The organism is Aestuariibacter sp. GS-14 (genome assembly GCF_006494365.1).
Classification (GTDB): domain Bacteria; phylum Pseudomonadota; class Gammaproteobacteria; order Enterobacterales; family Alteromonadaceae; genus Alteromonas; species Alteromonas mangrovi.
This window is the reverse complement of the sequence record NZ_VHIP01000003.1, coordinates 123,257-136,993: the sequence shown is the minus strand read 5'-3', so window position 1 is coordinate 136,993 and position 13,737 is coordinate 123,257. Positions and strand designations below refer to the sequence as shown.

The 13,737-nt window shown below is 47.4% G+C and carries 10 protein-coding genes; 3 read left to right on the top strand and 7 right to left on the bottom strand.

Translation table 11 applies throughout. The annotated features are described in order from the left end of the window. Positions 1 to 141: 141 nt before the first annotated feature. On the top strand, positions 142 to 567 hold the full coding sequence (gene zntR, locus FJ444_RS06490; RefSeq protein ID WP_140957120.1) for a Zn(2+)-responsive transcriptional regulator: 426 nt from the start codon (positions 142 to 144) through the stop codon (positions 565 to 567). Further along, positions 564 to 1,886 (top strand): SO_0444 family Cu/Zn efflux transporter, encoded by a 1,323-nt coding sequence (locus FJ444_RS06485; RefSeq protein ID WP_140957119.1) that lies wholly within the window; start codon positions 564 to 566, stop codon positions 1,884 to 1,886. The genes zntR and FJ444_RS06485 overlap by 4 nt, the downstream gene beginning before the upstream one ends. Positions 1,887 to 1,902: 16 nt before the next feature. Here FJ444_RS06485 and FJ444_RS06480 read toward each other — a convergent pair whose 3' ends face one another. The 6 genes from FJ444_RS06480 to FJ444_RS06455 form a co-directional block, all read right to left on the bottom strand. Then, a complete protein-coding gene (locus tag FJ444_RS06480) occupies positions 1,903 to 2,220 on the bottom strand; it encodes a hypothetical protein (RefSeq protein ID WP_140957118.1) in 318 nt (105 codons plus the stop codon). Between the two features lie 21 nt (positions 2,221 to 2,241). Beyond that, positions 2,242 to 3,789, bottom strand: a complete 1,548-nt coding sequence (locus FJ444_RS06475) for a tryptophan halogenase family protein (RefSeq protein ID WP_140957117.1) — start codon at positions 3,787 to 3,789, stop codon at positions 2,242 to 2,244. A 3-nt stretch (positions 3,790 to 3,792) separates the two neighbouring features. Further along, positions 3,793 to 5,286, bottom strand: coding sequence for a tryptophan halogenase family protein (locus FJ444_RS06470; RefSeq protein ID WP_140957116.1), 1,494 nt, complete (start codon positions 5,284 to 5,286; stop codon positions 3,793 to 3,795). A 12-nt stretch (positions 5,287 to 5,298) separates the two neighbouring features. Continuing rightward, the gene (locus FJ444_RS06465; RefSeq protein ID WP_140957115.1) at positions 5,299 to 6,324 is read right to left on the bottom strand and encodes a cupin-like domain-containing protein; all 1,026 of its coding nucleotides are present in this window, start codon (positions 6,322 to 6,324) and stop codon (positions 5,299 to 5,301) included. 13 nt (positions 6,325 to 6,337) lie between these two features. Next, complete coding sequence (locus FJ444_RS06460; protein WP_140957114.1) at positions 6,338 to 7,066, bottom strand: SapC family protein; 729 nt, start codon at positions 7,064 to 7,066, stop codon at positions 6,338 to 6,340. A gap of 232 nt (positions 7,067 to 7,298) precedes the next feature. Continuing rightward, on the bottom strand, positions 7,299 to 10,361 hold the full coding sequence (locus FJ444_RS06455; RefSeq protein WP_140957113.1) for a TonB-dependent receptor: 3,063 nt from the start codon (positions 10,359 to 10,361) through the stop codon (positions 7,299 to 7,301). 740 nt (positions 10,362 to 11,101) lie between these two features. On the opposite strand from FJ444_RS06455, the gene FJ444_RS06450 reads away from it, so the two are divergent. Continuing rightward, positions 11,102 to 12,217 (top strand): ROK family transcriptional regulator, encoded by a 1,116-nt coding sequence (locus FJ444_RS06450; protein ID WP_181405089.1) that lies wholly within the window; start codon positions 11,102 to 11,104, stop codon positions 12,215 to 12,217. 74 nt (positions 12,218 to 12,291) lie between these two features. Here the strand turns inward: FJ444_RS06450 and FJ444_RS06445 are convergent, their stop codons facing one another. Beyond that, a complete protein-coding gene (locus FJ444_RS06445) occupies positions 12,292 to 13,632 on the bottom strand; it encodes a GntP family permease (protein ID WP_140957111.1) in 1,341 nt (446 codons plus the stop codon). Positions 13,633 to 13,737: the final 105 nt, after the last annotated feature.

Genomic DNA, 13,737 nt, shown 5'->3' with positions numbered 1-13,737 from the left:
TAACACGCCACTGATTCAATGGGGCAGCCCACATTTTTGCTGATTTGATTTACATGTGAAATTTACCTTGTGGGCTTTCTTCAAAAAAAGCCTTGGGCTATGCTTGACTCTGGAGTTAACTCCAGGGTTTACACTACGAACATGAAAACACAAAACAGCTACAAAATCGGCCAACTGGCCAAAATAACCGGGCTCTCAGTAGACACGATTCGCTTTTACGAAAGTAAGGGTCTTATCACGCCTGACCAGCGCAGTGAGTCAGGCTATCGCCTGTATTCGAAAGCTGATGTCACTACACTCAGGTTTGTTCAACGTGCCAAACGCGTTGGCTTTACCCTTGGAGAAATCCATGAGCTGCTGGCACTAAAACTACAACCCGACGACCATACCTGCGAAGAAGTGAAACAATACACTGCCGACAAAATGCGTGAAGTTAACGAAAAAATTGCCGAATTGGTAAGAATTCGCGATGCCTTGCAGGCATTGCATCAAGTGTGTTGCGGCGGCAACGAGAGTGCCGCGCATTGTTCAATATTACAAACCCTGGATACGGTGGACCCGTTATGAATGAATTAACTGCCTTGTTCGAGAACTTTGCTGTGCTGTTTATGGAATCAGCCCCCTGGTTGTTATTAGGCTTGCTGATTGCTGGCATTATGCATGAGCTGGTGCCGGTGGATATTCTCAAAAAGCACATGGGGAATGCTAGTGCCAGTGCCATCGGCAAAGCGGCTATCATTGGCGCGCCGCTGCCACTTTGCTCATGTGGCGTGATCCCCGCCGCTCTGGGGCTACGCAGAAGCGGAGCATCAAAACCCGCTACCGTGTCTTTTTTAGTTGCGACGCCTGAAACCGGGGTGGATTCGGTATCAGTGTCTTACGCTTTATTAGGGCCGGTGTTTGCTGTTGTACGCCCTATCGCCGCGATCAGTAGCGCCATTTATGCCGGTTTAATGGTTAAGTGGTTTGATACACCAGAAACCGTAAACCATGATCAAAAGGATACGCAAGATTCATCGGTACCGGCTGCCAGTGCCTCTTGTTGCAGTTCAACTTCGCTAACATCGGCGCCAACACCTGAGCCAGTAGCGTCGTGCTGCAGCTCAGCGTCTGTGCAAACAGTTGAGCCAGTTACAACGGCAACCAGCTGTTGCAGTGCTGAGCCTATACCTGCGCCAGCGCCAACAGAGCCCGCCGAATCATGCTGCGGATCTAAATCAAACCAGGTTAAAAATGCGTCTTCATGTTGCAGTACTCCCAGCAACACTCAAAATGATGAAAAAACACAATCTGCCCCGGGCATTGGCGCAAAAATTCAGGCAATCTGGCAATTCTCATCGGTTAAATTACTCAACGACTTAACCCTGTGGTTACTGATAGGCTTATCGCTGGCTGCTGCAATACAAACCTGGGTTCCACACCAGTTTCTTACCCAATGGGGCGATGGCTTTGTAGCGATGCTGGTAATGGCAGTCATAGGTATTCCCATGTACATCTGCGCCACCGCTTCAACTCCTGTAGCAGTAGGATTCTTAAGTGCAGGCTTGTCACCGGGTGCGGTACTGGTATTTCTGTTAGCCGGGCCGGCCACAAATATCTCAACGATGGGCATGATTGCCAAGGAAATGGGTAAACGCACATTAGTGCTGTATCTGTTCAGTGTGGTGAGTGCCAGTATTTTGTTGGGATACCTATTAAATATTGTTATTAAGACACTGGATTTAACGTCGTTGATTCCACTCGCGCAGGGCGGCCATGATCACGGTGATATTTCAGCAATCTATGCCCTTTGCGCCATGTTGCTGTTTGGTTTAATGATGAGAAATGGCTGGCAAGCACTGCAACATCGGTTTGCCAAACCAGCAGCAGGCAGTTGCTGCCACTAACCAAGCAAAAAACCGGCTAAAACCAGCCACTCACACTGGCGGTGATCACTTCGCCGTCAGTGTCTATGTCGATATTACACCGATACATCCGCAAACTTACCGCGCTGTCTGAAATGATCCTCGCACCATACTCGGTGTTGGTTAACGTAACATCCAAAAAATTTGCGGTGGCAAGTTGTTTCATCACACTTTTATGTGTAACACCCGAGGTAAAATTGCCGCACAGATACACTACCTCTTTGCGTGCTTCATTCCAGCAGAACAGTGCAAAACACAATGCAAGTGCACTTATCCCAACCAACGCGTATTGCAACAGTTGAAAAGAACGGTTCATGTTATCGTCCCTGTGGCTGAATTAACGCCTCAATTTTTGCAGATATTCCCGATTGGTCAACAGTTGCGTGTTCACGCGGTTAACCTGCTGCTGAATTTCCTGTCTGAACCGGTCGAGCAGCGGTTGGTGACGGGCTAACAAACCCGATGACTGCCATTGTTCCGCCCGAAAGCCCATGCCAAATAACACAAACTGTTTACTGGCCGAGGAAAACAATTCCTGACGGTTATTGGTTTCATATAAGCCGGGAGGCTGACTTAGCCATAGCTGAAGCGAATCGCTTAACGATTCTGTCCAGCTTTCGTGATGTTGATGAGAGCGCCAATAAGGAGAATCCGTGCGATCTGACAACACATAATGCAGCTTTATAAAGTCGATGATCTCTTGCCAGCGACTATTGGTTAACTGATTAAAACGCTTCGCAAGTACTTGCATGGCTGCCGGGGTTCTGGGTAATTGTTCTGCAATCCACTGCGCTGACTTTTCTATCAGTACCAAAGCCGTTGCTTCCAGCGGTTCAACGAACCCAGCAGACACGCCAATCGCCACACAGTTGTGATGCCAGAAATATTTTCGATGACCGGGATCGAAACGTATCACCCGGGTAGCAATATCCTCCTGACACAGGTTCACATCATTCGCAATGTAATTGCGAAGCGTGTGTTCTGCCTGCTCAGTAGTGCAAAACTCACTGGCAAACACATGCCCAATACCCCGTCGACTCTGCAGTGCAATATCCCAGATCCAGCCATATTCCTGTGCTGTCGCCACTGTTGCTGATGCGATGGGTGATTGTTCATCGGCATGATGAACCTGTGCCGCTATCGCGGTATCGTTAAACAGTACAGCGCGTTGCGACACAAAGGGGATCTGGTAGTGTTTACCCATCAGTACGGCGGCAAAGCCACTGCAATCAATGAAGAAATCGCCATTAACACGGCTACCGTCTTCCAGCACTAACGCCTGAATAGCGCCATTGTCGTGACTCTCTATTTGAGCAACGTGTCCTTGTCGGTAGATCACGCCCAGTTTTTCGGTACAGTGCGCCTGCAGCATGGCAACAAACTTACCGGCATTCAGGTGATAACCATAATTATAGGTAAACGCAAACTCGGGTAATTGAGACAGCTTGGGCGATAAATAGCGTTCGCAGGCATGCCCCTGCGCGCTCACCCAGGATTCAAAATCGTTCGGCGATCCCGCAGCAATCCAGGCATCGGCCAGGCTAACCACACCATAGCCAGCCGGTGCGGTAAACGGATGATAATAATGATGCGATGCGCTGTCGCGCCAGCCCACAAATTTCGATGCCTGTTTAAAACTGGCATCACAACAGGTTAAAAATTCGCGCTCAGACAAGCCGATTTTTTTAAGTGTATCGCGCATGGTGGGCCAGGTGCCCTCGCCTACGCCGAGATTTTTCACATCCGGGGATTCAAGCAATATTACGTCGGTTGTGCTGTGCTCACCCAACAATGGGTTATGTGCGGCAATAATACCAGCAGTAAGCCACCCCGCCGTGCCACCGCCAACAATCACCACCCGGGTTTTCGAAGTCGTCGTATTCATTGGCTATGTGCTTTGGTTCGCCGGGCAATATTGTTTTAAAAAGGTGTCATGTGCTGGCAACTGCGCCAGCGCCTGATTAACCGATTGTTTGAACGCCGTGAGTTGCTGAGTTAATGACTGCGCGGGCAACATGCGACTGGCGCCATGATGTCGTTTCGGCATCAGTCCCTGGCCCATCATCACCTGTACCCAGGAATCCACCCGGAATAACGCCACATCGTCGGGCCACGCATAACCATGTTCGGCAAACATAGCCATGCGATGTTGTAACGATTCCGGAATGTCCATTGTGCGGTAAAAATGCCAGAACTCGCTGTCATCACGCTGTGTTAGGTGATAGTGCAGCACAATAAAATCGCGGATGGTTTCCATTTCTTTTTGGGTTTCACGGTTGTAACGCTCAGCGAGTAAACGGCATTCACCATCGAATGGAAATAATTTCATCAGGCGTATCAACGCGGTGGTAACCAAATGAATACTGGTTGATTCCAGAGGCTCAAGGAACCCGCTGCTTAACCCAATGGCAATACAGTTATTAGCCCAGGCCTGCTTGCGCATACCAGTGGCGAATTTAAGGTAACGCGGCGAGGTTACCGGATCACCGGAGATATTCGACATCAGGGTGTTTAATGCGCTCTCATCATCTGAAAAACGGCTGCTGTAAACAATACCGTTCCCCACCCTGGATTGCAGTGGGATGCGCCATTGCCAACCGGCCTTATGCGCTGTTGCAATGGTGTAAGGACGCGGCGGTTCAATGGCTGTGCTTTGCACAGCAATAGCGCGATCGGCTGCTAACAGATGGCTCCAGTCGTGGTAGCCAACGCCAAGCTCCTCACCAATTAACAGCGCGCGAAACCCGGTACAATCAATAAACACATCACCGTCGATATGCGTGCCATTATCAAGCACGAGTGCACTCAGGTTGCCGCTGTCTAAGTGTTTATTCACCTGTACAATTTTGCCTTCCCGACGCGTCACACCGGCACTTTCAGCTTTGTTGCGTAAATACGCCGCGTAGGCAGTAGCATCAAGATGATAAGCGTAATTAAGTGGGCGATTGCCTACGTTTAAGGCAAACTTATTTTGTTTGGCGGCTTTCAACTCAAGACAGTAATCTTCAAGCTTATCTTGCTGTCCATTAGCGATGGCTTCCATCCAGAATTCGTGAAACTCAGCCATCCATGAACGCTGTCCGATTTCGCCGAATGAATGCACATAACTGTCGCCTTGATTTGCCCAGTTATCGAATTGGATGCCCAGTTTAAACGTTGCCTGAGTCGCCGCCATAAATTCGCGCTCATCAAGCCCCATCAAACGGTGAAAATTACACATGGTAGGAATGGTCGCTTCGCCTACGCCTACCGTGCCAATTTGGTCGGACTCAACCAGCGTAATATCGAGCAGATTACCCAGCCGGGTCACCAAACTAAAAGCACTTAACCAGCCAGCGGTGCCGCCACCGGCAATTACAACGCGAGTCTTTTTATGTGTCATTCACACGCTCGTTTAACGGTTCAGATTATTCAGTAACATAGCGCGCATTCTACGCGCCGATACCTCGTTCATGGGCGCCAGCGGGCCGTGACATTCTGGCGGCAGATGCGCAGTTACCTGCGATGCATCACCAAATACATAATAGTTGAATAGTGCCAGCCAGGCAGCCTTTTCAGAATCCGGCTTGTCACGCAGGCTGAGCATACCATGTAACAGGGTATCCATAGGATTGCCCAAAAAGGATTTTGCTGTCATCCACCAAAAGTTCACCATTACGTTAAAGCGATCCATGGCTTCCACTTCGTGCCACCACATGCTGGGATAATACAACCCATCTCCCGGTGCTAAATCAGCAATGTAGGCGTTATCCAGTGCTGTTTTTAATTTAGGGTATTTATTGAAATCAGGATCAGCGAGATTTGCCACGGTCACAACCTGTCCGCCCGGTGTTGGACTCAGTGGCCCCGGGTAAAGATTTTCAACCTGCTCAGGTGCGAACAGGGTAAAACGGCGTTTACCTAACACACAGCAGGCGATGTTTTTGGGTTGATCAAAGTGCGCTGCCGCAACGGATTCAGTACCTATCCAGATTTTGGGCACAGGCTGATTATTATTGAATTCCGGGTGTGTGAATTGAAGCGTGTTCTGTGCACTGAGTTCAGGTAATCCCTGATCAAACCGCAGAGAATTAACATACAGGTAGTCGTGTTTATCCTGATCCATCTGACTGGCTATTTGCGAAAGTACGTCGGCCAGTCGCGATTTTTCGGTCACGTAATTGAAACCGGTGCAGGTTTGATTGTACCCAAAGCGCCCAGCGATGTCCGGCGCGCCTTTGTACACCAACAGTGGGTTACCGCTATCGGCTTCTGCCAGTGTATTCAGTAACGTATCGGGCGATAACGTTCCCTGCTTTACCAACGGCCAGTTTTTTACCAGCCCTTTAAGAATTACTGGTTCGTTAAGCGCGAATAAATCGTCAAATGGTATAGTGTCTGGCGTTATACCTTCCAGAACCCTTACAGCATGTGTTGCCATGTCGCTACCTTGTTCAGAACATTGCGTTTTTGGCATTCTTCAGGGCAATAAGCTGTTGAAAATTCCCCATCGACGCCATTAACAAATAAAGTGGTCCAAGCATCCCGTATTGATTCAATCGGCTTAGCTGCTCTCCTGGTAAAGACGCCAGTTTCTGCTGATTAATGGTGTAATAGTTATTCAGTTTTACCTGTTCGACATTACTTAATTTAATTTCAACCGACACGGGCTCCAGCAAATCCATTTCCGTTACCAACGCAAACAAGGTTTGATTGTACTGTGCGCCAGTTTCCACTGTTTGCAATGCTTTTTTCACATATTGCAGATAGCCTGACTCTCCGCCCATTGGCAGGAAAATATCCTCTCCACTCTGCGCATTTACGCGGCTGTCATCCAAATCGATGCATATCATTGGCGCGGGTTTTTCACTGCCTTCTTTGGCCTTGGGGTACCCAATACTAAACGGCCCTCTGGCGAGTAACGACGGTACAAAGCGCGTCGTCCAGCCGTTGTCGTCGAGGAACAGATTTTCGTCTTTTTCCAAACCCAGAATGGCATGTAGCTGGAGTGAATTACCCTGCTCGTCGCGATAAATTAACACCGGGAACTCTTTTTGTAGGTCGGCAATTTCTGACGCGTACACCTGAGTGCGATTTACCCTGAGAGACGGGTTATCTGCTGGATTAACGTTCACCTTAAGCGAACTGTGGTCAATGTTGTTTAATACGGTAATATTTGACATAACAAACTTCGCAATATTGCTAAGAAAAGTACCAATAAACCCGTTTTAATGTTTTACCGCAATCGCATTTAAACGCTGTCGGTAACACATTGCTATACAAAGATTTATTCCTACTGTTCCTAAAATTAACCGCCAGTATGCATCCTACCTTTACCTGCGGTTGCAGGCAAACCAGAATCTGGCGGTAATTGAAACGACTGCCTGACCCAACCAATCAGGCAGCCTCGACAGATTAGAACGTGTAACGTGTGCTCAACACGAAACGTCTGTCCAGTTCTTGAACGAAGAACGTATTATTGTAGCTACGGCCATACTGACGCTGACCTTCTTCAGTCAGGTTAATAATGTCCAGGCTTACTGTCAGGTCTTCGCTGAAGTCATAGCTCACGTTCACGTCGATTTGCTCGTACTCGTCAATAAACAACGGGTTACGAACAGATGACACTGAACGGTTAACTTCTGACAGGAACGCGTCACGCCAGTTGTAAGCAATACGAGCAGACAAACCGTCTTTTTCGTAAATGAATACAATGTTGGCACTGTCTGACAAGCCTTCCAGAGCGAACTGATCCAGTGAAGGATCGGCACCTACGTCGTAGCCGATGTCACCATCAACAATGGTAAAGTTAGCCTGATAACCAAAGCCACTTTCACCGAAGAAGTGTTGCCATGCCAACTCGTAACCAGAGATACGTGCACTTTGGTTATTCACAGGCTGAGTCACTTCAAACATCAGCAGAGGATCACCAGATTCAGGCGCTACGTCATAAGCGGCAAATACTTCGTCTGCGAACAACTGACCTTCCACAAAGTCGTCTGCGCCATTCGGATAGGCATCCGGATTGGCAAGCAGTGCTGTCATAGTGAAGTAGTTACGTTCAGTTACTTCGATACCACGATCCTGCAATGCTGCGATAGCATCACCCGACGTTGTACCAGCCTGGCCTGATGTAGCGTCAAGCAAACCAAACAGGCTTTGCGAAACTTGTTGTGTTCCCACAAAGTTTTCTACGTCTTTGCGGTAGTAACCTACTGACACCATGCTGGATTCGTCGTAGTAATATTCCAGAGACACATCGAAGTTGTTAGACAACAATGGATCCAGCTTAGCATTACCACGGCTACCCGAAGCCACACCACCTAAATAGGTAGGACGACCCGGTGCACCAATGCTGGTAGCAGTGTACATCTGATTATAAGCAGGACGCGCTAAGGTCATGCTATAAGACGCACGGGCTTTTATATCATCAGTAATGTTAAGTGATACGTCGATATTTGGCAGGAAGCTCTCATACATGTGATCTTCCGACAGCGCTTCGGTATTCGTACCTAACTGAACACGGAAATCGTTATCTGACGTCCAAATAATTTGCTCGGGTACCGACTGTAACGAAATAGAAGTTACATCTGTGCGCTCGTAACGCGCACCTACTACTAAGTTCGCTTCAAAGCCACCAATTTCGCCTTCCAATGTTGCCATTGCATACAATGACAAAATGTCTTCTTTAACGGTGTTGTTGGCAGAGCTTACCGCTGGCAGATCGCCCGGTGTATAACCGTAAGCTGGCGCCACTGCGTTTAACAAATCAACGGCATTGCCACGGAACGACACACTACCTAATGGAATTGTAGTTGCGCCTGCCGGAACGGCCATCGCATCGGCACCCGCGACACCACCCATGTTGTGATCCTGGAACGCACATGCGGTACAAGTGACCTCTAACAGTCCTTCCGGAATATTGCCTACATCAGCAACACCCCAGCCACCCAGCTGTGCTTCAGTTTCGTAACGAACCTGTTCCATTTCGGTAGACAAATAGCCCAAACCGAAATCAAGTTTTAAATCGCCGCCTTTATCCCAGGTACCGTCGAAACGGAACTGGTTTACTTTTGACGTTTGATCAGACGAAATTGCGCGGGTTACCTGCGGACCAACATCAGCCAAATCAAAGATTCCGTTGTTGTTACCCTTGATTGAATCGTCTACAACAATACTTGCTTGTGGTAAAGACTGCGAGTAATCAACTGTTTGCCAACCAGCAGTAGCACCAGCAACGTTGAAACGAATTACGTTTTTGCCGTATGGGCCATTGCCGCCACTGCTTGCTTCCGCTAATGAGGCGTCAAAACGCAGGTTCAGGGCATCGTTTGCCCACCAGTCTACGTTAAAGCCAAATGACTTCAGCTCGTCCTTCGCACCCATTACCAGGTTTTGGAAGAAGAAATCTTTACCACCATCGATATCTTCAGTAAAACGAATAGGCGTAGCAACCACTGGGTTGCCATCAAATTCCATATCGGTAAACTGACGCGCAAACCAAATACCATCTACAATTGACGTAGAAGAAATGGTGTTGCTCGCGTACGTTGCATCAGCAGTAATGGTCATTTGATCATTAGGCGCATATTGCACGGTTAACATGCCGTTAACGCGTTCGCGGTTATCATTGTTTAAACCAATACCCAGGTTAGAAGGCATAGCAACCAATTGCCCTTCTTCTGGTGCATTGGTTACGGTAGCACCGTCAACTAAACCAAACGTACCCGGTGACGTTGAATCCCAGTTGTACAGTTGGTAGTTTTCCACGCTCATGTGGCGGCTACCAGAATCACGTTCCTGATAAGAACCAAACAGCGCAACACCGAAGTTACCGTCGTCATTTACCCAGTTAGCTACACCGCTTAACTCTGGTGTTACACCGTCACCGCCTTCGTCTTTCATGGCTTTAACACCAATTGACGCGCGATCATCGCCCTGTGCCAGTGGCTTCAGCGTATTGATGTTAATGGTTGCACCAATACCGCCTGATGGCACTGCCGCACGACCAGTTTTGTATACTTCAATACCGCTTACACCTTCAGAAGCCAGGTTAGAGAAGTCAAAAGAACGCGTAGTACCAGATGCGCCCTGGTCTAACGGGTTACCTGTAATTGATGCAACGTTAGCAGCAGGCATTTGACGGCCGTTTAACGTAATCAGGTTAAAGTTACCGCCGAAACCACGTACCGTTACTTCTGAACCTTCACCGTTCACACGGTTAATCGATACACCGGTAATGCGCTGGAGTGATTCTGCCAAGTTGGTATCAGGGAATTTACCCATGTCTTCAGCAGAAATAGCATCCACAACGCCCGTTGATTGTCGTTTGACATTCATCGACTGGGATAAACTGCCTCTTACGCCTCTTACTTCAATCTTTTCTACCGTGTCCGTTTCCTGTGCATAGACGCCCGACGCGACCATGACACAAAGTGCCCCGGATACAGCTGTTGCTAGTTTATTCTTATAAAACATAGTTTTGGTTTCCAATTGAGATTAACACTTTTGTTTATATGTGCGTTTGTGCCTGCTTTTTGCCATCGTTGTCATAAGTGACCCAACCACTATTCCGATAACGCAAAGTCGTAGGAAGTCCTACACGCAGTACGCAGTGCTAACATTCAATACGATTTCTCTCTTCCGTATTGAACCGTACAGACCACCAACATTGTTAACAACCTGTAACAGGTAAACTTATAGCTTACAATTTGATAACAATGCAAGCGTTTTGTAAAGAAACCTAACAAATAAGTAAAATACTTGTCATTCACCGATTTTTTGTTCAATGCGGTGTAGTAATTGCTAGACTGGCAAATAAAGATATTTTCAATTGAAACACGACGTTTTGTTTTAAAAATACGATTGAAATCAGCAATATTCACCGTTTCTGGTTAAAAACCTGTTAATCACATGATGCTATAATTAAAATAACACACTGTTATTTATAATCTTTATTTTAAAAATAGAAAGGATTGTGAGTAACCTTAACCAACAAGAAGCACCTTTGGCCACCTCTTGCGGTATTAGTACTACATAACCAACTTGATTAACCCGGTTAACTTTATAAAAAGCTGGAAGGTGAGTAAAAAGCAGGTATATTAACAAAACACTTTGTGAACAGGTTTGATGGTAATTGTAAACACAATGCTTTGTTCACAGTACAACAAGAATAAAGCCCTACAGGCTTGATGTGTCGCAATAAAGACAATTACAACATGCAAAATAACAATGACACCCCGACGAACGCGGTTGACAGGAAACAACCTTTGGCACTCATGCCAGACAGGTTGTTTTTTCATACGATTAAACAACATGGGCCAATGAGTCGCGCTTCTATCGCGAAACTCACCGGTATTTCAAGACCCACTATATCAGAGTCGGCTCAACGCTTACTCAAGCAGGGTCTGGTAATTGAAACCAAAAGAAAAACGCAGAATAAACAAGGTCGTGCGGGCATTATTTACGAGATTAATGCCACCAAAGGCGTTATTCTGGCGCTGGCAATTGACGTAAAACAAATTCAGTTGCGCCTTACAAACCTTGCGCTTGGTGTGATTCGCGACCAGTGTTTTACCATTGATCCCAGCTGGAACAAACAAGACTTTATCAAAGCTGTTATTCAAATCATGGAATTATCACTTCATGATCAACAAGCGCCATTGTTGTCTATTGGTGTATCGGTGGCAACACCGGTGAATGCCACTACAGGCGAAATTATTGCCCTACCGTTTTCTCAATTCACAGTGATCCACGGCATCAATTTCAAACAGTTGTTTAGTCATCATTTCAACTGCACAGTGACCATAGATAATGACGTTAACTGGGCAACATTGGCAGAAAAGGCCAATGGTATCGCGCAGCAGGAATCCAATTTTATGTTCATCTATTTTGGTGAGGGTATTGGTGGTGGTGTGTACTTTGATAATCATTTGATTAAAGGTGCATCGGGTATGGCTGGAGAGCTTGGGCATATTATGATTGAGGACGGTGTTAACCTGCAGGATTATGTACACAAGCACAAGTTGCAGGAAGCGCTGGAAGCCGGTGACGATCTGACCTCTCACCCTGCGCTACAAGTCATTTCGCGAATTATTGCGTCTATGGCCACAGTGATAAATCCTAACATGTTTGTATTGGGCGGACCGTTAACCAAATACCCCACGTTTATTCCCGCAATTATTGCGTTAACGCGACCGCAATTGTTCACGCCAACGCTAATAGTACCCAGTGACGCGCCCAATTTTGCGCCTTTAAACGGGGTTGAGACTGGGGCATATGAAGTAGCGCTTGCACAATTTGGCTTACCAAAACCAGACGAAGTGAGCCAGTAAAACGCGGTATATCGTTTATTTACAATGTTCGTTTGGATAGGCCACAAAACGTCCTGCGCCTATCCAAACCTCTGTTAAAACAACCAGCTAAGCACGCCAGCAAACAAAAACGCAAGACTGCCAAGTAACGTTTCCATCACCGTCCATGTTTTAAGCGTCGTCTTTTCGTCCATATTAAGCAATCTGGACACCAACCAAAAACCAGAGTCATTGACATGCGAAAGTACGGTTGCACCGCCAGCAATGGCGATAACAATGCAACACAAGTCCATCGCAGACAGCCCCGTTTGAGCTGCCACGACAGGCGCGAGTAAAGCGGCAGTGGTAGTTAAGGCGACGGTTGCAGAGCCCTGCGCCACGCGAATACAGGACGACAGAATAAACGCCGCAACAATAATGGGTAATCCGGTTTCCGCCAGCATGCCAGCCAACGCATCGCCAATACCCGATGCGCGCAATACACCACCAAACATGCCCCCTGCGCCGGTAATTAAAATTACTGCACAGAGCGGCCCCAGCGCATCGTTGCAAAGAGACTCTAATTGCATTCTTGAAAATTGAGCGCGCAGTAACCACAGTGTTAGTAATAGTGTGATCATGAGTGCCACCGGCGTTTTACCCAATAGCCTCAGATTACTTACCCAGGTGCTTTGTTCAAGTACGCCGGCTGTTAGCAATGTATTGGCCACGGTATCCAGCGAAATCAGTACAAGAGGCGTTATCAGAATAAGGATGACACGCCAAAACGATGGCCGGGATTTCACATCAGAATGACTGCACGTTGCTGAAAACCACGTCGGAACAGGCAGTGGATACTTTGTACCTGCATATAAACCAAACAAATAAGCACCAAAGAACCAGGTGGGTATAGCAACCAACAAGCCTACCAGCAGCAACATACCCATGTTCACACCGAGTAAATCGGCCGCAGCGACCGGGCCTGGATGCGGTGGCACAAAGGCATGCATCACCGCAAAAGCCCCCGCAGCGGGTAACACAAACGGCAGAGTTGACTTACCCAGTTTGCGCGCGACAGTAAGCAAAACCGGCATCATTACGATCAGACCGGCATCAAAAAAGATAGGAAAACCAAACAATAATGAGGCAACGCCCAGTGCGAAAGGTGCTCTTTGTTCGCCAAACAAATCAAGTAAGCGTTTTGACAGCACATCAGCGCCACCACTGGCATCAAGCAGTTTACCAATCATGCCTCCCAGCCCTACCAACAGCGCAACAGCAGCCAGCGTGCCACCGAAACCCGATAGCATCACAGATACAATCTTATCCGTATCGACACCCGTCACTAAGGCAGTGACAAAACTAACCAGAATCAGCGCGATAAATGCGTGCATTCGCACCACGATAACCAGCAGCATCAGTATTCCTACCATGGCACCACCGGATAACAGCAACATCCCCTGCTCCACGTATTTCCCCTTATTTTAAGTGTGCTTTGTTCATTTTTATATTTACATTCTGCACGTCATCGCTAGAATGTTACGCATAACATTAAAGATATA